The 24,579-nt window shown below is 72.0% G+C and carries 16 protein-coding genes; 6 read left to right on the forward strand and 10 right to left on the reverse strand.

Annotation, left to right across the window (positions count from 1 at the left end; all coding sequences use genetic code 11):
• Positions 1-498, reverse strand: a 498-nt coding sequence (locus tag DKT68_RS09040) for a cellulose-binding domain-containing protein (RefSeq protein ID WP_201748967.1), incomplete at its 3' end; no start/stop codon positions are given.
• Between the two features lie 474 nt (positions 499-972).
• Positions 973-2,364, reverse strand: coding sequence for a pentapeptide repeat-containing protein (locus tag DKT68_RS32630; protein ID WP_407940713.1), 1,392 nt, complete (start codon positions 2,362-2,364; stop codon positions 973-975).
• Between the two features lie 145 nt (positions 2,365-2,509).
• Here DKT68_RS32630 and DKT68_RS09050 point away from each other — a divergent pair, with 145 nt between their 5' ends.
• The gene (locus tag DKT68_RS09050; protein WP_109816970.1) at positions 2,510-3,202 is read left to right on the forward strand and encodes a class F sortase; all 693 of its coding nucleotides are present in this window, start codon (positions 2,510-2,512) and stop codon (positions 3,200-3,202) included.
• A gap of 67 nt (positions 3,203-3,269) precedes the next feature.
• On the opposite strand, the gene DKT68_RS09055 is transcribed toward DKT68_RS09050, so the two are convergent.
• On the reverse strand, positions 3,270-8,351 hold the full coding sequence (locus tag DKT68_RS09055; protein ID WP_109816971.1) for an NAD-glutamate dehydrogenase: 5,082 nt from the start codon (positions 8,349-8,351) through the stop codon (positions 3,270-3,272).
• 289 nt (positions 8,352-8,640) lie between these two features.
• Here DKT68_RS09055 and DKT68_RS09060 point away from each other — a divergent pair, with 289 nt between their 5' ends.
• Positions 8,641-10,605 carry a penicillin-binding transpeptidase domain-containing protein gene (locus DKT68_RS09060; protein ID WP_109816972.1) on the forward strand — a complete coding sequence of 655 codons (1,965 nt, stop codon included), beginning with the start codon at positions 8,641-8,643 and terminating at the stop codon, positions 10,603-10,605.
• A 63-nt stretch (positions 10,606-10,668) separates the two neighbouring features.
• Here DKT68_RS09060 and DKT68_RS09065 read toward each other — a convergent pair whose 3' ends face one another.
• The 6 genes from DKT68_RS09065 to DKT68_RS09090 form a co-directional block, all read right to left on the reverse strand.
• Positions 10,669-12,054 (reverse strand): arginase family protein, encoded by a 1,386-nt coding sequence (locus DKT68_RS09065; RefSeq protein WP_109816973.1) that lies wholly within the window; start codon positions 12,052-12,054, stop codon positions 10,669-10,671.
• A gap of 66 nt (positions 12,055-12,120) precedes the next feature.
• A complete protein-coding gene (locus tag DKT68_RS09070) occupies positions 12,121-13,044 on the reverse strand; it encodes a tetratricopeptide repeat protein (protein WP_109816974.1) in 924 nt (307 codons plus the stop codon).
• Between the two features lie 188 nt (positions 13,045-13,232).
• The gene (locus tag DKT68_RS09075; protein ID WP_109816975.1) at positions 13,233-14,921 is read right to left on the reverse strand and encodes an acyl-CoA mutase large subunit family protein; all 1,689 of its coding nucleotides are present in this window, start codon (positions 14,919-14,921) and stop codon (positions 13,233-13,235) included.
• Between the two features lie 108 nt (positions 14,922-15,029).
• Positions 15,030-15,440 carry an Asp23/Gls24 family envelope stress response protein gene (locus DKT68_RS09080; RefSeq protein WP_109817004.1) on the reverse strand — a complete coding sequence of 137 codons (411 nt, stop codon included), beginning with the start codon at positions 15,438-15,440 and terminating at the stop codon, positions 15,030-15,032.
• Between the two features lie 110 nt (positions 15,441-15,550).
• Positions 15,551-16,555: a methylmalonyl Co-A mutase-associated GTPase MeaB gene (meaB, locus tag DKT68_RS09085; RefSeq protein ID WP_109816976.1), complete on the reverse strand. Its 1,005-nt coding sequence runs from the start codon at positions 16,553-16,555 to the stop codon at positions 15,551-15,553.
• The gene (locus DKT68_RS09090; RefSeq protein WP_109816977.1) at positions 16,552-17,751 is read right to left on the reverse strand and encodes an acetyl-CoA C-acetyltransferase; all 1,200 of its coding nucleotides are present in this window, start codon (positions 17,749-17,751) and stop codon (positions 16,552-16,554) included. The genes meaB and DKT68_RS09090 overlap by 4 nt, the downstream gene beginning before the upstream one ends.
• 62 nt (positions 17,752-17,813) lie before the next feature.
• On the opposite strand from DKT68_RS09090, the gene mce reads away from it, so the two are divergent.
• The 4 genes from mce (at position 17,814) to DKT68_RS09110 (ending at position 23,987) form a co-directional block, all read left to right on the forward strand.
• Positions 17,814-18,287, forward strand: coding sequence for a methylmalonyl-CoA epimerase (gene mce, locus DKT68_RS09095; protein WP_109816978.1), 474 nt, complete (start codon positions 17,814-17,816; stop codon positions 18,285-18,287).
• Positions 18,288-18,766: 479 nt separating this feature from the next.
• Positions 18,767-20,122, forward strand: coding sequence for a crotonyl-CoA carboxylase/reductase (ccrA, locus tag DKT68_RS09100; RefSeq protein WP_109817005.1), 1,356 nt, complete (start codon positions 18,767-18,769; stop codon positions 20,120-20,122).
• Positions 20,123-20,408: 286 nt separating this feature from the next.
• Positions 20,409-21,671 (forward strand): cell division protein DivIVA, encoded by a 1,263-nt coding sequence (locus tag DKT68_RS09105; RefSeq protein ID WP_109816979.1) that lies wholly within the window; start codon positions 20,409-20,411, stop codon positions 21,669-21,671.
• 177 nt (positions 21,672-21,848) lie between these two features.
• Entirely contained in the window at positions 21,849-23,987 is a 2,139-nt protein-coding gene (locus DKT68_RS09110; protein ID WP_109816980.1) for a coiled-coil domain-containing protein, read from the forward strand.
• 107 nt (positions 23,988-24,094) lie between these two features.
• On the opposite strand, the gene DKT68_RS09115 is transcribed toward DKT68_RS09110, so the two are convergent.
• Entirely contained in the window at positions 24,095-24,418 is a 324-nt protein-coding gene (locus tag DKT68_RS09115; protein ID WP_109817006.1) for a hypothetical protein, read from the reverse strand.
• Positions 24,419-24,579: the final 161 nt, after the last annotated feature.

Raw genomic sequence — 24,579 nt, forward strand, 5'->3', positions numbered from 1 at the left:
CGGCCAGCCCGCGGGCGGCGGGTTCGTCGGCGGGGGCGTGGTGGGCGGCGGGGTGGTCGGAGGCGTCGTGCCGCCGTTGCAGGTCACCCCGTTGAGGGTGAACGACGTCGGCTTGGGGTTGCTGCCGCTCCACGCGCCGTTGAACCCGAGGCTGATGGACGCTCCGGTGGCGAGGCTGCCGTTGTAGGACAGGCTGCGCGCGGTGACCTGGCTGCCGGACTGGGTGAACTCGGCCGACCAGCCCTGCTGCACCCGCTGGCCGGAGTTCGGGAAGGTCCAGCCGAGGGTCCAGCCGTTGACCGGGTCGCCGAGGTTCTTGAGGGTGATGCTCGCGGTGAAGCCACCGGGCCACTCGTTCGTCGAGTAGGCGACGTCGCACTGGGTCGCGGCCTGTGCCGCGGTGACGGGGATCGTCACCAACCCGCCGGCGACCAGGACGCCCGCGCCGGCGAGCGCGAGGGTCCGGCGTGGGCCGGACAGCCTTCTCCACACATTCATGCCACTGATCTCCTTGGGCGAGACCGGGCCTGCGTACGGCCCGGCGAGACGGCCCGGTGGGCGTCCTGTACGGACGGCCGCCGGCGCCAACGGGATTCTTCGGGGGTGCCCGACCCGGACGGGCGGTGGTGGTGGACGACCAGCACGCGGCCGGTCGGTCGGCGGCGGGAACGTCGACCGGCGGACCGGTTGCCCTCGACTCCCTGCCTGCGCGGTGTGGCTCCCCGAACCGCGTGCGCCGATTCTTGCATGGGAGCGCTTCCATGGCAATGGCTCGATGCGTCGTGGCGTCGGACCTGGTCACCGGAGTCGGACGATACCTCCGAGTCGGCGCGAGCGACACGAGCGGACCGAGGCCGCCGGTACCGGACGAGCACAGCGGGCCGGCACGGTGAGCGCGTAACGCCCCGGGCCGCGTGGAACGCCGTGGCCCGCGCTCGACGCGGCGAAAGCCACGTACCACCCGTTCACCGCTTACCAGTGGTAAAGGTCAAAACGCGAATCTTTCCCTTCATAGTTCATGAAACGGTCTAACGTCGGTCTTAGCTCGGTTGTCGCCGGGCTCAGGACAACAGGGATGGAGTGACGCAGGTCATGGCTAAGAAGATGCTGGGGAAGGTCGTTGCGGGCGCCGCGCTGGGCGGCGCGTCGCTCCTGGTGTTCACGCCGGGGATCGCGTTCGCCGATGGGCACCACGACGGTGGCAAGGACCGTGACGGCAAGGTTTTCGCCAAGCCGCACGTCGTCAAGGCCGGCGAAGAGGTCAAGCTCCTCGAGATCTGCCCGGATCGCCAGGAGCACGCGTTCGTGTGGTCCAAGGTCACCGGCAAGGTCAAGCTCAAGCCGGTGCACGACGACCGTGGCGACGACCGTGGCGAGTGGCGCGAGGAGGAGAACTCCGGCCACGACGAGAACGGCAAGGACGAGCACGGCAAGGACGAGAACGGCAAGGACGAGCACGGCAAGGACGAGAACGGCAAGGACGAGAACGGCAAGGACCACAACGGCAAGGACGAGAACGGCAAGGACGAGAACGGCAAGGACCACAACGGCAAGGACGAGAACAGCAAGGACGAGAACGGCAAGGACGAGAACGGCAAGGACGACAAGGGCAAGGACGAGAACGGCAAGGACGAGAACGGCGGCCAGGGTGGCGGCGCTGCCGCCGACGCCTACGGCGACGAGAACCGCAAGGACGAGGACCGCAAGGACGAGGACCGCAAGGACGAGGACCGCAAGGACTGGAAGGCCGACGAGCACGGCCAGGAAGGCCGTGACGGCAAGGACGAGGACAAGAAGGACTGGGAGTCCAAGGACAACGGCTCGCACGAGTACGGGGACGAGCGCGGCTCGGACTCCAAGGACCACGACGAGTACGGCTCGGACGAGTACGGCTCGGACGAGTACGGCTCGGACAAGGGCTGGGAGTCCAAGGACAACGGCTCCGACGAGTACGGGGACGAGCGCGGCTCGGACTCCAAGGACCACGACGAGTACGGCTCGGACGAGCGCGGCTCCGACGAGTACGGCTCGGACAAGTACGGCTCGGACGAGTACGGCTCCGACGAGAACGGCTCCGACGAGAACGGCTCGGACAAGGGCTGGGAGTCCAAGGACAACGGCTCCGACGAGTACGGCTCGGACAACGGCAAGGACCGTGACGAGTACGGCTCGGACGAGCGCGGCGAGCAGGGCAAGGACCGCGAGGAGCGCGGCGACCACGGCAAGGACCGTGACGAGGACCGCTGGGAGCACAAGCGGGACTTCGTCTACTACGGCGAGGCCAAGGTCGACAAGGACGCCCGCCCGGGTCGCTACGAGCTCAAGGGCTCGTGCGGCGAGGGTGAGCTCGTCGTGCTGCCGCACGGCGGGGTCGACGGTGGTGACGGTGGCGCCAGCACCGGCACCGACCGTGGCCTGGCCACCGGTGGGGCGAGCCTGCTCGGCGCTGCCGCGCTGGGCGGGATCGTGCTGATGCGTCGTCGGCGGACCGATGGTTCGCTCGTCTGACGTGACGACGACACGGGCCGGCGGCCGTCACGGGAAACCGTGGCGCGCCGCCGGCGCGGTCGTCGTCGTCACCCTGGCCATGGTCGGCGCCGGCATGATCGGCGCCTCATTGCAGGACACGCCCGCCCCCCGCCCGCCGCAGCCGCTGGCTCAGGCCGGACCCGAGGTGACGGGCCCGGCGGCCACCGACGCCGACATCCCTCCGACCGGCGGGGAGGGAAACGTGCCGGCCGGGCTGGCGCGGTCCGCCCCGACCAGCATCGAGATTCCCCGGATCGGCGTCGACGCGACGATCATGTCGCTGGGCACCAACCCGGACGGCACCGTCCAGGTCCCCCCGCTGGAGCAGGCCGACCAGGCTGGCTGGTACGAGCCGGGCGCGAGCCCCGGCGAGACCGGCAACGCGGTCATCGTCGGGCACGTGGACTCGGCGAAGCTCGGCCCGGCCGTGTTCTTCGACCTCGGTTCCCTCGTTCCCGGCGACACCATCACGGTGCGCCGGGCGGACGGCCGGGCGGTCGCCTTCCGGGTCGACTCGGTGAAGTCGTACCCGAAGACGTCCTTCCCCACCGAGCTGGTGTACGGGCCGAACGACCGGCCCGGCCTACGGGTGGTCACCTGCGGCGGTCAGTTCGACCAGGCCGCCAAGAGCTACCCGGACAACGTGGTCGTCTTCGCCACCCTGGTGGAGTGACCCGCGATCACGAACGCGGTCCGGCCGGTCGGGGAAACCCGACCGGCCGGACCGCGTGCGGCGTGCCTCAGGCGGCGGCGGAGGTCCGTACCAGGGTGCGGATCTGGCGCAGCAGCACGGACAGGGCGGCGAGATCCGCCCGCGACTCGTCGAACTCCCCCATCGCCCGGCGGGCCCGGTGGATGGACGTGGCGTTCGACTGCTCCCACTGCTGCACCCGCTCGTGCGGCGGCAGGTCGTTCGGGGTGGAGTCGAGCACCTCCGCGGTGAGCGCGGCCAGCGCGGCGTACAGGTCGTAGCGCAGCGCCATCCGGGCCAGCGTCTGCCAGCGGTCCTCCCGCGGCAACAGGGAGATCTTCGACAGCAGCGAGTCGACCCGGAACAGGTCGGAGAGCACGAAGTAGACCGAGGCCACCTCGCCGACGTCCCGACCGCTGCGGGTCGCCGTCTCCACCACGTCCAGCAGGCCGAAGCTGTACATGAGCCGGGTCGCCCGCTCCGCGAGCTCCCGGGGCAGCCCGCGCCCGGTCATCGAGTCGATGTGCGCCGCGATGGCCTGTCGCTCGCTGCCGTAGAACAGGTCCTCCAGCCCCGGCAGCAGCCGGGCCACGCCGTCCCGCAGCCGGGCGATCTCGGCCGGCACGTCGATCGGCGAGCGCCGGTTGGTCACCAGCCAGCGCACCGCGCGGTCGAGCAGCCGGCGGGTGTCCAGGTAGACGTTGGTCTGCAGCTCCGGGGAGACCTTGTTGTCGAGCGCCTCCACCGCGTCCCACAGCTCGCGCAGCCCGAACACCTCGCGGACCACCACGTACGCCCGGATCACGTCGGCGGCGCTGGCCGCCGTCTCCTCGACCACCCGGAAGACGAACGAGATGCCGCCCCGGTTGATCGCCTCGTTGACCAGGACGGTGGTGACGATGTCCCGGCGCAGCCGGTGCCGGCCCATCCGGTCGGCGAACCGCTCACGCATGGGCGTCGGGAAGTAGTTGACCAGGACCTCGGTCGTCCACTCCTCGTCGGCCAACCCCTCGGTGAGGATCTCCCGCTCAAGGACGATCTTCACGTACGCGAGCAGCACCGCAAACTCCGGCGCGGTCAGCCCGGACTCGCTGCGGACCGCCAGCTCCTCGTCCGGTGGCAGCGCCTCCAGCGCCCGGTCCAACGCACCGGAGCGCTCCAGATCGTTGATCATCCGCCGGTGCACCGGGAGCAGCGAGGCGGCCTGGGCCTGGGCGTTGTTGATCGCCCGAGCCTGGTCGTAGTTGTCCCGCAGCACCAGCTCCGCGACCTCGTCGGTCATCTCGGCCAGCAGCTTGTCCCGGTCGGCCGTGGTCAGTTCCCCGTCGGCGACCGCGGTGTTCAGCAGGATCTTGATGTTCACCTCGTGGTCGGAGGTGTCCACCCCGGCCGCGTTGTCGATGAAGTCGGTGTAGATCCGACCACCGGTCAACGCGTACTCGATCCGGCCGAGCTGCGTCCAGCCCAGGTTGCCGCCCTCGCCGGCCACCCGGCAGCGCAGGCTGCGCCCGTCCACCCGGATCGCGTCGTTGGACTTGTCGCCCACCTCGGCGTTGGTCTGGCTGGACGCCTTGACGTAGGTGCCGATGCCGCCGTTCCAGAACAGGTCGACCGGCGCGGTCACGATCGCCTTCATCAACTCCTGCGGCGACATCTGCGTGACGTCGTCGTCCAGACCGATCGCCGCCCGGACCTGCGGCGTGATCGGGATGGACTTGGCGGTACGCGGGAAGATGCCGCCACCGGCCGAGATCAGCTCCGGGTTGTAGTCCTCCCAGGAGGAGCGGGGCAGGTCGAACAGCCGCCGACGCTCCGCGTACGAGGTCGCCGCGTCCGGGTCCGGGTCGAGGAAGATGTGCCGGTGGTCGAAGGCGGCCACCAGCCGGATGTGCTCGGAGAGCAGCATCCCGTTGCCGAACACGTCGCCGGACATGTCGCCGACGCCGACCACGGTGAAGTCCTGGGTCTGGGTGTCCAGGCCCAACTCCCGGAAGTGCCGCTTGACCGACTCCCAGGCGCCCCGGGCGGTGATGCCCATCCTCTTGTGGTCGTAGCCGGCCGATCCGCCGGAGGCGAACGCGTCACCGAGCCAGAAGTTGTGGGCCACCGAGATCTCGTTGGCGATGTCGGAGAACGTGGCCGTGCCCTTGTCCGCCGCCACCACCAGGTACGGGTCGTCGCTGTCGTGCCGGACCACGTCGTCGGGCGGCACGATCTGCCCGCTGACGATGTTGTCCGTGACGTCCAGCATCGCGCCGACGAACTCCTGGTAGCAGGCGACCGCCTCGTCCCGGTCGCCCGGCTTCTGCTTGAGCACGAAGCCGCCCTTGGCGCCCACCGGCACGATGACGGTGTTCTTCACCATCTGCGCCTTGACCAGGCCGAGCACCTCGGTGCGGAAGTCCTCCCGGCGGTCGGACCAGCGCAGCCCGCCCCGGGCCACCGGCCCGAACCGCAGGTGCACGCCCTCGAACCGGGGCGAGTAGACGAAGATCTCGAACTTCGGCCGCGGGGCCGGCAGGTCCGGGATGGCCTGCGGGTCGAGCTTGAACGCCACGTACGCCTTCGGCCGTCCGTCGGCGCGCCTCTGGTAGAAGCTGGTCCGCAGGGTGGCCTCGATCAGCGTCAGGTACGAGCGCAGGATCCGGTCCTGGTCGAGGCTGGCCACGTCGTCCAGCGCGCCCCGGATCGTCTCCACCAGCTCACCGCTGCGCTGCTGACGCTGCTCGGTGCTCATCTCGCCCGGCGCGAACCGGGTCTCGAAGAGCTCCACCAGCAGCGCCGCGAGCTTCGGGTACGCGATGAAGGTCTGCTCCATGTAGTCCTGCGAGAAGACCGTGCCGGCCTGCCGCAGGTACTTCGCGTACGCCCGCAGCACCACGACCTGTCGCCAGGTCAGCCCACCGCGCAGCACCAGCTCGTTGAGCCGGTCCACCTCGGCCTCGCCTCGCCAGGCCGCCGCGAACGCGTTCTCCACGTGCGGGCGCACCTCGGCCAGCTCGTGGTGCCCCTCGGGCAGCATCAGGCCGAAGTCGTAGAGGTACACCCGGCCGTCGATCCGGTCCACCTCGTACGGGTGCTCGTCGACCACCCGGACGCCGAGCGAGTGCAGCACCGGCAGCACGGCGGAGAGCATCATCGGCTCGCCGTACCGGTAGACCTTGAACCGGACGTCCATCGCCTCGGCCAGGTCCGCACCGGGCACCCGGGTGCCGGGCCGGGGCGCCAGCTGCTTGCGGAACAGGTGCATCTCGAGCTGGCCGGGCTCCTCCAGCAGCTCCAGCTTGGCCAGGTCCTTCATCGCCTCGTACGGCGTGTGCCCGTCCTTGTAGCCCTCCGGGAACGCGTCGGCGTACCGGGCGAAGAGGTGCTTGGCCTGCTCGTCGCCGAGCTTGCGCTCCAGCACCAGCCGGTAGTCGTCGTCCCAGAGCCGGGTCGCGTCGGCCAGCTCCTCGGCCAGCAGGTCGGCGTCGATGTCGCCGGGCGGCCGGGTGGGGTCGGTGCGGACGATGAAGTGGACCCGGGCCAGCATCGACTCGGTGACCCGGGTGGTGTAGTCCACCCCGACACCGTTCAGCTCACGCAGCAGGATGTCCTGCATCCGTAGCCGGTTCTGTGTGGTGAACCGGTCCCGGGGCAGGTAGATCAGGCAGGAGATGAACCGCCCGTACGCGTCGCGGCGCAGGAACACCCGCAGCTGCCGGCGGCCGGCCATCCGCAGCACGCCGATCACCGCGTGGTACAGGTCGTCGGTCTTGATCTGGAACAGCTCGTCGCGCGGGTACGTCTCCAGGATCTGGATGAGATCCTTGCCCGAGTGGCTGCGCCGGCTCAGGCCGGAGCGGTCCAGCACCTCGGCCACCTTGCGGCGCACCACCGGCAGCTCCCGGACGCTGGTCCGGTACGCGGCGGTGGAGAACAGCCCCAGGAAGCGCCGCTCGCCGATCACCTCGCCGGCCTCGTTGAAGATCTTGAAGCCGATGTAGTCCAGGTACGCGGAGCGGTGCACGGTGGCCCGCGAGTTGGCCTTGGTGATGATGAGCAGGCGCTTCTCCAGCACCTTCTCGTGGGCCTCCGGCGTCATCGACGACAGCGACCGGGCCTCCGGGGAGTCCGAGCGCAGGATGCCCAGACCGGTGCCGAGCACCGCCTCCAGCGCCTTGCCGTCGACCGGGGCGGCGCCTTCCGGGCCGGGGGCGTCCACCAACCGGTACTCCCGGTAGCCCAGGAAGGTGAAGTGGTCCTGGGCGAGCCAGCGCAGCAGCTCCACCGAGTCGGTGATGTCCTTCTCCGGCACCGGTGGACGGTTGTCCGAGGTGCGTGCGGCGGCCAGCTCGTCGGCCAGGGCCAGGGCACGCTGGCGCATCTTCGGCCAGTCCTCCACGGCCTCCCGCACGTCGGTGAGCACCCGCTGCAACTCGCGGCGCAGACGCTCCCGCTCGGCGGCGTCCCGGACCGGGTCGATCTCGATCCGCATCCAGCTCTCGACGATGTCGCCGGCGATCGCGTCGTCCGGCTCCACGTCCGCGGAGACCTCGGTGAGGCGGCCCAGCGGCTCGCGCCGGACGACCACCAGCGGGTGCACCAGCAGGTGCACGTCCAGGTGGTACGAGTTGAGCAGCGCGGTCACCGAGTCGACCAGGAACGGCATGTCGTCGGTGACGATCTCGACGACCGTGTGGTGCTGGTCCGCGTGCGGCTCGTGGATCCGCAGCTTCAGCTCGCCGGGCACCCGCTGCTGGGCGAGGTCCCGGTGGGCGCGGGCCGCGTCGAGCATCTCCTCCGCCGTGAAGCCGACCAGTTCCTCGTCCGGGGCGAACCGCCAGAAACGGCCGACCAGGGTCGCCACGTCGTGGTCGTCCCCGGCGAGCGCGACGGCCTGGGCCACCAGACGCTCCGCGTTGGGCACCGGCTCGTCGAGCTCGGCGTCCTCCACGTCGTCGGCCAACGCCTCTGTCGGCAGGCCCAGATCGTAGATTGTGTCGATGCTCGACCCGGTCAGCCCGGTGACTCCCGTGTCGAGCCGGCCGTAGCCGTCCCCGTCGGTCGCCGAATCGAAGCTGTCGTCGTCCCGGCCGGAGTCATCCTGCCGGAGGTCGGGTTCCGGTTTGATCGCCGGACGCCGGTCCATCGGTGCCACTCCCCTCGACCCACCGCGTTGTGGGTCACTCTGCCGCCCAGCCTAGGCCTACCGATCTGCGCCTTCGTCGGTGGACCACTGGCCGGACGTCCGGATCGGGACTTTGTCCTTTCACCCGTTGCGGGTCCGAGGTTGGCCGGTTGCGGGATACCCCGCCTCGCGATGTTCATCACACCGGCCTGGTCCGTCTTTCCGCACGTCGGGCGGCAGCACGGGACGTTGGGGACGGCCTTCGCGTACTACCGTTGCGGGGCAGTTCCGAGATCGGAAGGACCCGTCCATGCTCCTGTCGTACCCCCGGCCCCACCGGCCGAACCATCGGCGGTGGGTCGCCGCCCTCACCGCGAGCGTGCTCACCGCCGGCGTCCTGGCCGGCTGCTCGGGCGACGACGGGCCGCAGCGTGACGTCGACGCCTTCCTCGCCGGCTGGCGCGGCGGCGACCTCCAGGCCGTCGGCCTGGTCGACACGACCGGCGGCAAGCTGCCGTCCGCCGACGTGATGCGCGAGATCAAGGAGCTGTCCGGCGAGCTGGCCGCCACCCCGCCCACGCTGACCCGCCGGGGCGAGCCCAAGGTCACCGCCGACACGGCGACCGCGACCGTCCACGTGGAGTGGACGCTGCCCGGCGACACCCGCTGGGCGTACGACCGGGAGGTGCGGCTCACCCAGGGCGACGACGACCAGTGGCAGGTCATCTGGGAGCCCCGGGTGGTGCACGAACAGCTCACCAAGGGCGATCGGATGGCGCTGCGCCGCGACACCGGCCCCCGGGCCGGGCTGCTGGACGCCGCCGGAAAGCCTATCGTGGCACCCCGCCCGGTGATCCGGGTCGGCGTGCAGCCGAGCGAGGTCACCGACATCAGGAAGCTGGTCAAGGACCTGGACGCGGCCTTCAAGGCGATCCGCCCGGCGCTGGTCCCGGCGGTCGACCTGACCGACCTGCCCCAGCGGGTCTCCAAGGCCGAGCCGGGCGCCTTCGTCGAGGTGGTGACGCTGCGCGAGGACGCGTACCGGCAGATCAAGCCCCGGATCTACGACCTGCCCGGCACCAAGTTCCAGGCCGACAAGCTCGACCTGGCACCGACCCGGGAGTTCGCCCGCGCGCTGCTCGGCTCGGTCGACCCGGCGCAGGCCGACGACCTCGCCGCGCACCCGGACCGGTACGCCGCGGGTGACCTGGTCGGGCACGGCGGTCTGCAGGGCCGATACGACGAGCGGCTGCGCGGCGCCCCGGGCCTGACCGTGCTGGTCGAGCGCCCCGCCGAGGACGGCAAGCTGGCGCCCACCGGCACCGAACTCTTCCGCCGGGAGCCGCAGCCGGGTCAGCCGTTGAAGACCACCCTGGACGTGGCCGCCCAGAACGCGGCCGACGGGGCGCTGCGCGCCGAGCCGCGCCGGTCCGCGCTGGTGGCCGTGCGGATCAGCGACGGTGCGGTGCTCGCCGCCGCGAACGGCCCCGGGCCCGCCGGGGAGAACCTGGCCTTCAACGCCCAGGTGCCGCCGGGTTCGACGTTCAAGATGGTCAGCACGCTGGGCCTGCTGGACCGGGGCGCGGTCACCCTGGACGGCCCGGTGGCCTGCCCCAAGACCTTCACCGTGGACGGTCGGTCGTTCAAGAACTCGGACAACTTCGAACTCGGCTCGGTGCCGTTCCGCACCGACTTCGCGAAGTCCTGCAACACGGCGTTCGCCGCGCTGGCGCCGAAGCTCGGTGGCGACGGTCTGGCGGCCGCCGGCCGGGCGCTGGGCCTGGAGGGGCAGTGGGACCTCGGCACGGACGCCTTCACCGGCAAGGTGTCGACGGGTGGCAGCCCCGCCGAACAGGCCGCCGCCTCGTTCGGGCAGGGCACCACGCTGGTCAGCCCGCTGGCAATGGCCGGTGCCACCGCCACGGTAGCCCGGGGTGCCTTCATCCAGCCGAAGCTGCTGATCGACCCGGCGCCGGCCAAGCCGGCCACGACCGACGGACCGCTCAAGCCGCAGTCGGTCGAGGCGCTGCGGACGATGATGCGCGAGGTGGTCACCGCCGGCACCGGCAGCGCGCTCAGGGACGTGCCGGGCGGCGAGGTGTACGGCAAGACCGGCACCGCCGAGTACGACAACAACCCGGCCCACACGCACGCCTGGTTCGTGGGCTGGCGGGGCGACGTGGCGTTCGCCGTGTTCGTGGAGAAGGGCGGCGCCAGCACCGCCTCGGCCGTCCCGATCGCCGAACGGTTCCTGCGGGCCCTCCCGGCCCGCTGACCGCTGATCCGCCCCGAGCCCACTCTCCCCACCCTCTCCGGCTCCGGTGAGGGTGGGGTGGGGTTAGGCCGTGTCGGCGTTGGGGTGGTCGGTGGTGTCCGCGGGTCGGCGCAGCAGGCCGGGGCCGGCCGATGCGGGTGGGCCGACCGGTTCCCGTTCGACCGGGGTCGCGACGCCCACCGGCTCCGAGTGCACCGGCGCGAGGGTCCCGCCGGGCTCAGGGTGCACCGGGGAGAGCGTGCCGAGCGGGTCCGGGTGCGTCGGGGCGAGCGTGCCGGGCGGCTCCGGCTCGGTAGGGGCAGGGACGACGCGTGGCAGCCGGCCCGCCGACGGGCGGACGCCGGACGGCCCGGTGTCGGCGGGCGAACCGGCGGCGACCGGGATGTCGAGCGCGGCCGCACCACGGAACTGCGCCTCGTCGCGGGACGCCGGACGCGATCGGTCGGGCTGTTCCGGGGCGACCGCGGGGCGGCCGTTGCCGCGGCGCGCGGTGGGTGTCGGCCGGGCCGACAGCAGGCGGGGCGGCACCGCCTCCGGGGCGGTGACCGGGGCCAGGCCGGCCACGACGGTGTTGACGATCTCGGCGGCGTAGGAGCCGTCCGGGTCGTAGTCGGGGTCGAAGACGGTCAGCTCGACGCCGAGGCAGTGCGGGGTGTCCACCAGGCCGGCGAGCAGGATCTCCAGCTCGGCGAAGGCGATCCCGCCCGGGTCCGGCGCGTCCACGGCGGGCATCACCGCCGGGTCCAGCACGTCCACGTCGATGTGCACCCAGTAGCCCGCGCAGTCGGCGAGCTGCTCGTGCGCCCACTGGGCCGTCCGGGCGGCGCCCTCGGCACGCAGCGCCGGCACCGGCCGGGTGACGATCCCGGCCGCCTGGAGGTCGAGGCGGTACTCGTCCTGCGCCCGGATGCCGAGCACCACCACGTCGATGTCGCGGAAGTAGGGCCGGCGCCCCTCCAGCGCGGCCAGGTCGGCCTGCCCACGCCCGGTGACCAGGGCCAGGTCCTCGCCGGCCGCCGCGCCCACGTAGGAGGCGTTGCCGGGGTGCCGGAAGTCGGAGTGCCCGTCCACGAAGACCAGCCCGATGCGCCCGCCGACCGCCTCCCCGAGGCGGTGCATGGCCAGCGCCGAGCCGAGCAGCACCGAACAGTCGCCGCCCAGCACGACCGGGAACTCGCCCCGGTCGATGATCGAGCCGATCCGCTCGGCGAGCGCCAGCGAGTAGTCGGCGATCTCCCGGGCGTGGCACACCCCGTCGCCGGGCCGCCAGTCGCCCGGGTCGTACCGGGGTGCGGTCAGGCAGCCGGCGTCACGGGCCCGCAGCCGGGCCAGCAGGTCGTGGTCGCGCAGCGCGCCGGGCGCCTTGGCGCAGCCGGGGACCGAGGTGGACGTCGGCGGCCGCAGACCGAGATTTGTCGGCGCGTCGAGGACGGCGATCCGGCGCATCATGAGCTCCCGTCCTCGGTGGTCGGGCGGGCCGGCCGGAACGCCGGCCCGCGCTGGCGTGCTACGAACTCAGAACAGGGCGCTGGCCAGGGCCCGGCGCGCCGAGGCGACCGCCGGGTCGTCCGGCCCGGCGATGCTGAACAGCGAGACCAGGTGCTGGCGGACCGTCTCGCGGTCCTCGCCGGCGGTGCGCCGGACCAGACCGACGAGCCGGGAGTACGCCTGCTCGGCCATGCCGCTGAGCACCTCGATGTCGGCGGCCAGCAACTGGGCCGCCACGTCGTCCGGGGCGCTCTCGGCGGCGGCCAGCGCGGCAGCCGGGTCGGCGCCGGCGACCCGGCGGGCCACCCCGACCTGGGCCAGGCCCGCCTCGGCGGCGGCGTCCGCCGGGGAGTCGGCCAGGATCTTGCGGTACGCCCGCTCGGCGGCGTCCAGGTCACCGCTCATCAGCGCGTCGTCGGCCTCGTCGAGGCGCGGGTCCTCCGGCTCGGCGACGGCCACGCCACCGGCCTTGAGCACCGCCTGGATCCACTGGCGCAGCTGGGCCTCGGGGACCACGCCGGAGAAGGCGTCGATCGGCTGGCCGCCGACCACCGCGTAGACCATGGGGATGCCCTGGACCCGGAACATCTGGGCGATCCGCGGGTTTTCCTGCACGTCCACCCGCGCCAGCACCCACGTGCCGCCGCTCTCGGCGGCCAGCCGCTCCAGCACCGGGGCGAAGTCGTCGCTCTCCGGGAAGCCGGCCGCGCCGAAGAAGACGATGACGGGCATGGCCATCGACCGTTCGAGGACGTCGGCCTGGATGGTGGCCTCGGTGACGTCGACGATGGCGGCGTTGGCGCCGGCGCTCGGCGCGCCCGGACTGCCGGCGGCCGGGCCGCCCTGCGGGGGTGTGCCGGGGCGGGTACTGGCTGGTGCGGGGCCGCGCAGCGTGCTGAGGTCGACCGCGCCGCGGGTGAAGATCGACGAGGTGATCCGTGGGTCGCTCATGGTTACCTAGTCTCGCACGTGAGCCCGCGATCTCCGCTCACCCGCAACTCCGACGTTGCAACTCTCACCCCCACCGTCCGGCGGCGTCCCCGACCCCGCGACCGTGCGCTTTCTGCCTCCGTGAGGCGCCTCTGCGGCGTCTGTCGGGGCAGCGAGCGCACGATCGACGGGAGGGTCGGGGGACGGGCTCAGAAGCGGGCCGGTTCCCGGTAGGTGCCCCACTCGGCGCGGAGGGCGTCGCAGACCTCGCCGAGGGTGGCTTCCGCGCGGACGGCGTCGAGCATGGCCGGGATCATGTTCTCGTCGGTACGGCTGACGTCGACCATCCGGGCGACCGCCGCGCGGACGGCGGCCTCGTCCCGGGCGCTCTTGCGCTCGGCCAGCACCCGGCGCTGCTCCAGCTCCACCTCGTGCGAGATGCGCAGGATCTCCAGCTCCTTGGCGACCGTCCCGGTGTGGCAGTTGACGCCGACGATCTTCTTGTCGCCCTTTTCGAGGGCCTGCTGGTAGACGAAGGCCGACTCGGCGATGTGCCCGGTGAACCACCCGTCCTCGATGCCGCGCAGGATGCCGGACGTCATCGGGCCGATCTGGTGCGGCCCCTCGCCGCCGAGCTGCCTGATCCGGGCGAAGATCTCCTCCGCCTCGGCCTCGATCTTGTCGGTCAGCGCCTCCACGTACCAGGAGCCGCCGAGCGGGTCGGCTACGTTGACCACGCCGGTCTCCTCCATCAGCACCTGCTGCGTACGCAGGGCGATCTCGGCGGACTCGTCGGTGGGCAGCGCCAGGGTCTCGTCCAGCGCGTTGGTGTGCAGCGAGTTGGTCCCGCCGAGCACCGCCGCGAGGGCCTCGACGGCGGTGCGTACGACGTTGTTGACCGGCTGCTGGGCGGTCAGCGACACCCCGGCGGTCTGCGTGTGGAACCGCAGCCAGAGGGCCTTCTCACTGGTGGCGCCGTAGACGTCGCGCAGCCAGCGGGCCCAGATCCGGCGGGCGGCGCGGAACTTGGCGATCTCCTCGAAGAAGTCGAGGTGCGAGTCGAAGAAGAAGCTCAGGCCGGGCGCGAAGACGTTGACGTCCAGCCCGCGGCTCAACCCCAGCTCCACGTAGCCGAAACCGTCGGCCAGGGTGTACGCCAGCTCCTGGGCGGCGGTCGAGCCGGCCTCGCGGATGTGGTAGCCAGAGACCGACAGCGGCTTGTAGCGCGGGATCTCCCGGGCGCAGTACTCCATCAGGTCGCCGATCAGGCGCAGGTGCGGCTCGGGGTCGAAGAGCCACTCCTTCTGCGCGATGTACTCCTTGAAGATGTCGGTCTGCAATGTGCCGTCCAGCTTGGACAGGTCGGCGCCCTGCCGCTCGGCGGCGACCAGGTACATGCAGAAGACCGGCACGGCCGGGCCGGAGATGGTCATCGAGGTGGTGACGCCGGCCAGGTCGATGCCGTCGAAGAGCGCCTCCATGTCGGTGGCGGTGTCGATCGCGACGCCGCAGTGGCCGACCTCGCCGAGCGCCTGGGGGTCGTCGGAGTCGCGGCCCATCAGGGTCGGCATGTCGAACGCGACCGAGAGGCCACCGCCGCCGGCGCCGAGGATCATCTTGTAGCGCTCGTTGGTCTGCTGGGCGTTGCCGAAGCCGGCGAACTGCCGGATCGTCCAGGTCCGCCCGCGGTAGCCGGTCGGGTGCAGACCCCGGGTGTACGGGTACTCGCCCGGCCAGCCGATCCGTTCGAAGCCCGGGTACGCGCTGCCCTCCGGCGGCCCGTAGACCGGGTCGACCGGCATCCCGGAGAGCGTGGTGAAGTCCGCGTCGCGCTTGCGCGCGGCGTCGTACCGGGCCTGCCAGCGTGCCCGTCCGGCGTCGATCTCGTCGGCGTCCATGCGCAGGGCTCCTCCTTGGGTCCTCGACTGCACGTCGAGTGTAGAGCCCTGGCCTGAACGATCGCTAAGTAACGTCGTACCGGTGGGTAACCTGAGCTGCGCCGACGGTCAGCCGACCGGCGCCGCCGGCCCGCCCATCGCCACGTCGTCGACCCGGATGTTGACCTCGTCCACCCGCAGCCCGTACGCCTCGACCGCCTCGGTGACCCGGGCCCGCACCTGCCCGGTGATCTCCGGCACCGGCTGACCGGCCTGGATCACCAGCACCAGGTTGACCACGGCGGCGTCCCCGGTCACGTGGGCCGAGCAGCCCCGCCGCGCGTCGCCCACCTGGTCCAGCCCGACCCTGTCGAGGACCGAGTTGAAGAACCGGGCGACGTCCCCACCCAGCTCGGCCACCCCGGGCACCGCGCGCGCCGCCGCCACGGCGATCTTCTCGATCACCTCGTCGGAGACCTGGGTCGTCCCGCCGGCCACCGCCGACACCGTGGTCAGCTCCCGCGTCGCCTCGTCACTCACGTCCCGCTCCCCGCCCTCATCCACGCTGCCGTCCTCCGGCCGGCCCCCACCGCCGTGGGGCGGTGCGAGCCTAGAGGATGCCGGGGTGCCGGGGTGTCCCCGGTGGAGGGTCAGCGGGCGAGCTGGGCCAGCAGGGTGTCCGCCGCCGCGTAGGGATCCTGGGCGCCTTCGGCGACCCTGGCGGCCAACGTCTGCAGCTCGGTGCCGTCGCGTAGTGAGCCGATCCGGGCGCGGAGCACACCGAGCGCGATCGCCTCGATCTCGGCCGCGGCTCGTGCCTCCTGGCGGCGGCGCAGCTCACCGTGCTCGACCAGCCAGCCGCGGTGCTTGTCGATCGCGGCGGCGATGTCGTCGATGCCCTCGCCCCGCGTGGCGACGGAGCGGACCACCTGCGGCCGCCACTGCCCCGGGCCGCGCTCACCGAGGGCGATCATGCCCTGGATGTCGCGGACGGTGGCGTCGGCGCCGTCCCGGTCGGCCTTGTTGACCACGAACACGTCGGCGATCTCCAGGATGCCGGCCTTGACCGCCTGGATCGCGTCGCCCATGCCGGGGGCGAGCAGCACCAGCGTGGTGTCCGCCAGCGAGGCGACCTCCACCTCGGCCTGCCCGACGCCGACGGTCTCCACCAGCACCACGTCGCAGCCGGCGCCCTCCAGCACCCGGACCGCCTGCGGCGTCGCCGCGGACAACCCACCGAGGTGCCCTCGGCTCGACATGGACCGGATGTAGACGCCAGGGTCGGTCGCGTGGTCCTGCATCCGGACCCGGTCGCCGAGGATCGCCCCACCGGTGAACGGGCTGGACGGGTCGATCGCCAGCACGCCGACCCGATGCCCGCGTGCCCGCAGCGCCCGGACCAGCTCGTTGGTGGTGGTCGACTTGCCAACCCCGGGCGAACCGGTCAGCCCGACGACCTGGGCCTGCCCGGCGTACGGCGCGAGCGCGGCCGCGATGTCCGGCAGCAGCTCGTCACCGTTCTCCACCAGCGTGATCAGCCGGGCCACCGCGCGGGGGTCGCCCGCGCGGGCCCGCTCGACCAGCAGGGGTACGTCCCGGGTCCGGCGCACCGATGGCGCGCCGGCTGCCGGAACGTGCTCGACCGCTTCGCTCACTGGTTGGTCTCAGCCTTACCCGGAACGTGGATGATCAGCGCGTCGCCCTGGCCGCCACCGCCGCAGAGCGCGGCCGCGCCGGTGCCGCCGCCGCGGCGCTTCAGCTCCAGCGCGAGGGTCAGCACCAGCCGGGCGCCGGACATGCCGATCGGGTGCCCCAGCGCGATCGCGCCGCCGTTGACGTTGACCCTGTCCGGACTGATGCCCAGGTCACGGGTCGACTGCACGCCGACCTGGGCGAACGCCTCGTTGATCTCGATGAGGTCCAGGTCCTCCACGCTCAGGCCGCCCTTCTTCAGGGCGTGGTTGATCGCGTTGGACGGCTGCGAGTGCAGGGAGTTGTCCGGGCCGGCCACGTTGCCGTGCGCGCCGATCTCGGCGAGCCAGGTCAGACCCAGCTCCTTGGCCTTGGCCATGCTCATCACGACCACGGCGGCCGCGCCGTCGGAGATCGGCGAGGAGCTGCCGGCGGTGATGGTGCCGTCCTTGGCGAAGGCGGGACGCAGCTTGGCCAGCGACTCGACGGTGGTGTCCGGGCGGATGCCCTCGTCCTCGCTGATCACCAGCGGGTCACCCTTGCGCTGCGGGATCACGACGGGGGTGATCTCGTCGGCGAAGTGCCCGTTCTTCTGGGCGGCGGCGGCCCGCTGGTGGCTGGCCGCGGCGAAGGCGTCCTGCTCCTCGCGGGAGATGCCGTGCCGGGCGCCGAGCCGCTCGGTGGACTCGCCCATGGAGCAGCAGTCCCAGGCGTCGCTGAGCCCGTCGTGCGCCATGTGGTCCTTGATCACCACGTCGCCGTACTTGTAACCGGTGCGCTGACCGAGCAGCAGGTGCGGGGCGTTGGTCATCGACTCCATGCCGCCGGCCACCACGATGTCGAACTCGCCGGCCCGGATCAGCTGGTCGGCCAGGGCGATCGCGTCCAGGCCGGAGAGGCAGACCTTGTTGATGGTCAGCGCCGGCACGGACATCGGCACGCCGGCCTCGACCGCCGCCTGCCGGGCCGGGATCTGGCCGGCGCCGGCCTGGAGCACCTGCCCCATGATCACGTACTGGACCTGGTCCGGGCTGACGCCGGCGCGCTCCAGCGCCGCCTTGATCGCGATCCCGCCGAGCTTCGTGGCCGGGAGGTCCTTGAGGTTGCCCAGCAGCCGCCCCATCGGGGTCCGCGCGCCGCTGACGATCACCGAAGCCATGCCTGCCTCCGAGGGGGGTGCCGAGCTGTACGCCTTAACGATTGTTCGGTCAGACTAGCGCCATGACTGAGAACTCCCCCGCCGAGCCCGGTGCGGACTACGTCACAGACATCGGCCTTCGCAAGATTGACCACGTCGGGATCGCCGTGGCCGACCTGGACGCCGCGATCGACTTCTACCAGCGGACCTTCGGCATGCGGTGCGTACACACCGAGACCAACGCTGAGCAGGGCGTCCGGGAAGCGATGCTGGCCGTCGGGCCGACCACCGAGGGTGGCTGCGTGCAGCTGCTCGCCCCGCTCACCCCGGAGTCGACGATCGCCAGGTTCCTGGACCGCAACGGGCCGGGCTTGCAGCAGGTCGCGTACACCGTGACGGACATCGACGCGGCGTGCGCCGCGCTGCGGGCGCGGGGGATGCGGCTGCTCTACGAGACCCCACGGCGCGGCACGGCGGACTCCCGGATCAACTTCGTGCACCCGAAGGACGCCGGCGGCGTCCTTGTCGAACTCGTCGAACCCGCCGCCGCCCACTGACCCGCCGAACGCCCGCACCACCCCGCATCGCCACGCACCACCCCACAGCGCCGCGCGCCCGCGCCCGCGCCCGCCGTGCACCGTCAAGATCCGCACAACATCAGGGTTGTAGTGGCCTCCGCCGCCCGCGAGGCCACTACAACCCTGTTATTGCTGCCACCGCGCATCGCCCAGCGCGCGCCCGCGCACCGCACCGCCCACCGCGCTGCCCGGGCCCCGCGCTGCGCCGCGTGACCCCCTGGGCCGGTCAGGCGAGCGCGTGTCTGCGCGGTTGACGGGGTGGCCGGACACCTTCACGCATCGGCGGATGCAGTTTTTCACAGAGGGCTTCCCGGCCTAGCTACCGTTCAGTAACGTCCCGGCCCACAGGAGCGCGACCGGTGCCGGATGTGTCGAATGCCGACATGGCGGTCGTGCCCACCGGCGCCGACGATGGCAGCACCCGGGCCCGTGCGGGTGCGGACGAACCGGAGGTCACCGTGCAGGACATCCTCGAAGCGATCATGGCGGCGGAGGAATCGAACGATCCGGACCGCGAGCTGGCCGGCGTGGCCGGGCTGCCCGTGCCAGAGACCTACCGGGGCGTGGTCGTCCGCGCCGAAGAGGCACGGATGTTCGACGGCATGGCCACCCGGGACAAGGATCCCCGCAAGGCGTTGCACGTGCAGGAGGTGCCGACGCCGGAGCTGGGGCCGGGCGAGGCGCTGGTCGCGGTGATGGCGAGCGCGATCAACTACAACACGGTGTGGACCAGCATCTTCGAGCCGCTGCCCACCTTCAAGTTCCTCCAGCGCTACGGCCGGGTCTCCGAGCTGACCCGCCGGCACGACCTGCCGTACCACGTGGTCGGCTCGGACGCGGCCGGCGTGGTGCTGCGCACCGGCCCCGGGGTGACCCGCTGGGCCGCCGGCGACGAGGTCGTCGCGCACTGCCTCTCCGTCGAGCTGGAGGACGCGGCCGGGCACGACGACACGATGCTCGACCCGCAGCAGCGGATCTGGGGCTTCGAGACGAACTTCGGCGGGCTGGCCGAGCTGGCCGTCGTCAAGGCCAACCAGCTGATGCCGAAGCCGCGGCACCTGACCTGGGAGGAGGCGGCCAGCCCGGGGCTGGTCAACTCCACCGCGTACCGGCAGCTCGTCTCGCACCACGGCGCCAACATGAAGCAGGGCGACGTGGTGCTGATCTGGGGCGCGTCGGGTGGCCTCGGCGGGTACGCCACCCAGATGGCGCTGAACGGCGGCGCGATCCCGGTCTGCGTCGTGTCCTCCCCCGAGAAGGCCGAGCTGTGCCGCCGGATGGGCGCGGAGCTGGTCATCGACCGGGCGGCGGAGGGCTTCCGGTTCTGGAAGGACGAGGAGACCCAGGACCCGGACGAGTGGAAGCGCTTCGGCGAGCGGATCCGCGAGCTGACCGGTGGCGAGGACCCGGACATCGTCTTCGAGCACCCGGGGCGGGAGACGTTCGGCGCGAGCGTCTACGTGGCGCGGCGCGGCGGCACCATCGTCACCTGCGCGTCCACGAGTGGTTTCCAGCACCAGTACGACAACCGCTACCTGTGGATGCACCTCAAGCGGATCGTCGGCAGCCACTTCGCCAACTACCACGAGGCGTGGCAGGCCAACCGTCTGGTCGCGCTCGGCAAGGTGCACCCGACGGTGTCGCGCACCTACCCGCTGGAGCAGACCGGGCAGGCCGCGTACGAGGTGCACCGCAACGCCCACCAGGGCAAGGTCGGGGTGCGCTGCCTCGCCCCGACCGACGGTCTGGGCGTACGTGACGGGGAGTTGCGGGCCCGGCACGAGGACGCGATCAACCGGTTCCGGGGGCACTGACCGGGCCGCCGGCCGGACGGGCGAGCCTCGGACGGCCAATGCGGTGAACGGCCATTCTTCTTCCGACGCCAATTGCGGGATACCCACCAGGATCGAACAAAGGGCCACGGGCGCGTCCCGTGGCCCTTTTCCGCGTCACGCTGCGTGGCGTCCGACCCGCCCGGGACCTGCCAAGATCGCCGATTGGTCCGGCCTCGCCGAGAGCGGGAGTTGACCATGTAAAGAGGACACGAAAGCTTCGTACCGCTCTTGCGAAGCACCCTGGGGCGTCTGCCAGTATGTCCCAATGCCCCAGCAGCAGTCCTCCCCTCTCGCGTTCTTCGATAACGCGAACTCGCAGCCAGATTTCACCGTTGGCCTGCGCGGATACAACACCCACCAGGTCGATGACTTCATCGGCCGGATGACGGCCGCGCTGACCCAGTCCGAGCAGGCCCGTGCCGAGGCCGAGCAGCGGATGAACGACGCCCAGCGTCGGCTCCGCCAGGCAGAACAGCGCATGAGTGCGCTGGAGCAGAAGCTCACCGACACGAACAAGCAGCTCGAGGAGAACAGCCGGCCCACCCTCTCGGGGCTCGGCACCCGCGTCGAGCAGATCCTCCGGCTCGCCGAGGAGCAGGCCAACGACCACCGCAACGAGGCCAAGCGCGAGTCGGAGGGCATCCTCTCCGCCGCCCGCCTCGAGGCCCGTGAGATCACCGACAAGGCCCGCGCCGAGGCCGCCGCGATGAAGGCCAGCGCCGAGCGCGAGGCCGGCAACCTGCGCACCGCCGCCGAGCGCGAGGCCGCCGAGGTCCGGGTGCAGGCCCGCCGCGAGGCCGACACGCTGCGCGCCGACGCCGACCGCGAGACCAAGCAGCTGCGTACCGTCACCGCGCACGAGGTGGCCGAGCTGAAGTCGACCGTGGAGCGGGAGGTGGCCACCCTCCGGGCCACCGCCGAGCGGGAGATCACCCAGCAGCGGGCCAAGGCGGCCCGTGAGGCCGAGGAGAAGCGCGCCGAGGCGACCAAGCTGCTCACCGACGCGCGGGACAAGCGCGACAAGGACCTCCAGGCCCTGGAGCTCCAGCTGGCCGAGCGGCGCGAGAAGTCCGAGCGCGAGGAGTCCGAGCGGCACGCCGCCCAGGTGGCGCAGACCCAGAAGATGGTCAGCGAGGCCGAGCAGCGGGCCCGCGCCGCGCAGGAGCGCGCCAAGGAGATCGAGCAGCGCGCCGAGGCCCGCCGGGTCGAGTCGGAGCGCAGCGCCAACGAGACGATCGACAAGGCCAAGGCCCTGTCGGAGAAGACGCTCCACGAGGCCAAGGCCGAGTCGCAGCGCCTGCTCACCGAGGCCCGCACCGAGGCGGAGCTGACCACCCAGGCCGCCCGCCGCGAGGTCGAGGACCTCACTCGGCAGAAGGACGCGGTCACCTCGCAGCTCGGTCAGATGCTCTCCGGGCTCGCCGGCATCGTCCCCGGCGTTCCGGCGGCAGCGAAGTCGGAGACCAAGCCGGAGGCCAAGAAGGCCGACGGCGGTCAGGAGCGGGTGACCGCGGAGACCGCCGGCTGACGCGAGGCGTCAGGTCGGGGCATCGACGGCGCGAGGTGACACCGGGTGACCGGTGTGACCTCGCGCCGTATGCGTTTCCCACCTCGTGACATCCGGTGTTCCAAACCGAGTGAAGTAGGTCCCACAAGGGGCGTCCGTATCGCCCCAGCAGGGGCCGATGCGTGTGAGGATGGGGGCATGTCGCACGGCGAGGAACTGTTCGCACTCGGCGGGGACGTGACCACGGAGCCCAGCTTCGAGTCCGCTCTGCGGGGTTACGAGAAACGACAGGTCGACCGGTACGTGGCGCGTGCCGAGCACGAGATCGCCACCCTCGCCGCCGAACGAGAGCAGGCCTACACACAGATCCACAAGCTCGCGGGTCAGGTCGAGGTGCTCCAGCGCGACCTCGCCCAGGTGCGCAAGCAGATGAACGTGGTCGACCGGGCCTCGTTCCGGCACCTCGGCCCGCGGGTCGAGTCGATCCTCACCCTCGCCGAGGAGCAGGCCGAGCAGATCGTCTCCGCCGCCAACGAGGAGATCGACGCCCGTCGCGCCGCCGCCGAGCACATCATCGAGGAGGCGCGGGAGCAGGCCGCCCGGGCACTGAAGGACTTCGAGATCGCCCTCGCCGCGCGGCGCGCGGAGGAGGAGCGGCACACCACCGCCCGGCGCGCCGAGGCGGAAGCGGCGCTGCGGTCGGCCAAGGAAGAGTCGGCGAAGCTGCGCAAGACGGCGCAGGACGCGCTGGAGAGGGCCCAGCAGGAGGCCACCCAGCTGCGGGACACCGCCAAGGAGATCCACACCCGGGCCCAGCAGGAGTCCACCAAGCTGCGCGAGTCGGCCCGCGAGGCGCTGGCCACCGCCCGGCAGGAGGCCGGCGAGCTGCGCGAGGCCGCCAAGGAGGTGCACGCCAAGGCCCTCCAGGAGGCCAAGCGGCTCACCGACACCGCGACCGAGGCGGGCCGGGCCACGCACGCCAAGGCGCAGCAGGAGGCCAAGCAGATCATCGACGACGCGTCGATGGCGGGCCGGGCCACCCGCGCCAAGGCACAGCAGGAGGCGGAGCGGCTGGCCACGCAGGCCGCCGAGTCCGCCAAGCGCAACCGCGCCGAGACCGAGTCGTACGTGCAGCGGATGCGCAGCGAGACCGAGGCGTACGTGCAGCACGCGCGGGCGCAGACCCAGCAGGAGCTGGGCGCGTGGCGGGCCGGGGTCGAGCAGGAGGTCAACTCCCGTCGGGAGACGGCCGACCGGGAGCTGGCCCAGCGGCGGTCCGCCGCCGAGCAGGAGTTCGCCAAGCGCCGCGACGAGCTGGAGAAGCAGTACAAGGCCCGCCTGCAGGAGTTGGAGACCGGGTTCACCAGCCGTCAGGAGGAGCTGGAGAGCACCTTCAGCGGTCGCCAGCAGGAGTTGGAGACGGGCTTCACCTCGCGCCGCGACCAGTTGGAGAGCGAGTACACCACTCGCAAGAACGAGCTGGAGACCGAGTACACGACCCGCAAGACCGAGATCGAGCAGGGCGCCGAAGCGATTCGCCAGGCGGCCGAGCAGGACGCGCTGACCATGCGACGGCTGGCCGAGGAGGAGGCCGCCGAGCTGCTGAGCCGGGCCGAGACCGAGTCGGGCGACAAGCGCCGCAAGGCCGACGAGCACGTGGCGGCTTCCCGCCGCCAGTTCGAGGAGTACGCGGCCACCACCCAGCAGCACCTCGCCACGACCCAGCAGCACCTGGCGGCCACCCAGCAGGAGGCGGCGGCCGGCCGGCAGCAACTCGCCCAGGTGATGCTGGAGATCGCCCAGGCCCAGCAGCAGCTCGCCGACCTGCGGCAGGAGACCTGGAAGTCGCGGCAGGAGTCCGACGAGCTCCAGCGGCAGATGGCCGAGCTGCGGTTGCAGAGCACCGCTGGCCCGACCGTCAGCGCGCCGGTCGCTGACGGCGGCCCGGCGGCGAGCGCGCCGGCCGCGGGGGCCGACGGCCCGACCGCGCCTGCCGAGGCGACCTCCGAGGAGGATACGGCGGCTGCCGGCGCGGGCGCGGCGACCGGCCTCAAGGCACGCCCCGCCGACGCCCCGCAGCCGGCGAACGCCGAGGCGGAGGGCGCCGGCCAGCCGACGACCCGGCCGGTCGCCGAGCGGGTGACCACTGTCGACGGCGGGACGGCCAGTGCCGGGGTGGACGGTGAGCCGACCGTGGCCGCCGTTCCGGGCGAGGGTGGCCGGGGGGCCAAGCCGACCAAGATCACCAGCACCGGCGAGAGCGGTAAGCGGCCCACCAAGCCGACCACCGACGAGCGCAGCGCCAAGCCCAGCAAGGTCACCGTCGAGAAGGAATGACGGCACCGGCGCCGGCCCGCGCGCACGAGCCACAGCAATCTTGGACAGTTTCCGTTCGCCGGTGACGGCAACTGTCCAAGATTCTCAGTGCCGCGCGACGTCACGGGTCACGGTGGGGGCGGGTCGATGATCGGGCGGCGGAACGGACCCCACGCCACGAAGCGTTCGAACAGCTCCCGGGGCGTCGGCCCGTCATAGGGGTTGAGCTGGTACAGGTCGTGCGCCGCCTCGTGGTACAACCCGGCGAGGTAGATGGTGAGCGCCGCCGGGTCCGCGTCGAACTCCGCCTTCAGCAGCAGCCGGGCCTCCGCGCACGGCCACGGCCGGCCGTCCGCCCGGCAGCACCACATCGGCCGCAGCGGGGTGTGCGGCGTCCGGTCACCACAGGGTCGGGGATGCGCGGGGTACGGCCCGAGCCGCGGCTGCGGCAGCCCGGACCATGGAGTACGCGCCCGCCCGGGTGGACTGGCGCCCGGTGAGCAGCCGGTGGACGACCTCGGCGGCGACCCGACAACCAGGGACGACCGGCGGCCGGCACGGCTGGAGCTGGGCATGGGTTACCTCCTCGACGGGAAACGGGCGCACGCCGGGT

This window comes from Micromonospora acroterricola (assembly GCF_003172955.1).
In the GTDB taxonomy this organism is placed as follows: domain Bacteria; phylum Actinomycetota; class Actinomycetes; order Mycobacteriales; family Micromonosporaceae; genus Micromonospora; species Micromonospora acroterricola.

What these genes read in the sequence shown, in the direction of transcription:
- DKT68_RS09065 (WP_109816973.1), bottom strand. Translation starts at nt 12,054, where the DNA reads ATGATGCGCCGGATCGCCGTCCTCGACGCGCCGACAAATCTCGGTCTG.
- DKT68_RS09090 (WP_109816977.1), bottom strand. Translation starts at nt 17,751, where the DNA reads ATGGCTTCGGTGATCGTCAGCGGCGCGCGGACCCCGATGGGGCGGCTG.
- DKT68_RS09055 (WP_109816971.1), bottom strand. Translation starts at nt 8,351, where the DNA reads ATGGACCGGCGTCCGGCGATCAAACCGGAACCCGACCTCCGGCAGGAT.
- DKT68_RS09110 (WP_109816980.1), top strand. Translation starts at nt 21,849, where the DNA reads ATGTCGCACGGCGAGGAACTGTTCGCACTCGGCGGGGACGTGACCACG.
- DKT68_RS09075 (WP_109816975.1), bottom strand. Translation starts at nt 14,921, where the DNA reads ATGGACGCCGACGAGATCGACGCCGGACGGGCACGCTGGCAGGCCCGG.
- DKT68_RS09105 (WP_109816979.1), top strand. Translation starts at nt 20,409, where the DNA reads ATGCCCCAGCAGCAGTCCTCCCCTCTCGCGTTCTTCGATAACGCGAAC.
- DKT68_RS09060 (WP_109816972.1), top strand. Translation starts at nt 8,641, where the DNA reads ATGCTCCTGTCGTACCCCCGGCCCCACCGGCCGAACCATCGGCGGTGG.
- DKT68_RS09070 (WP_109816974.1), bottom strand. Translation starts at nt 13,044, where the DNA reads ATGAGCGACCCACGGATCACCTCGTCGATCTTCACCCGCGGCGCGGTC.
- mce (WP_109816978.1), top strand. Translation starts at nt 17,814, where the DNA reads ATGACTGAGAACTCCCCCGCCGAGCCCGGTGCGGACTACGTCACAGAC.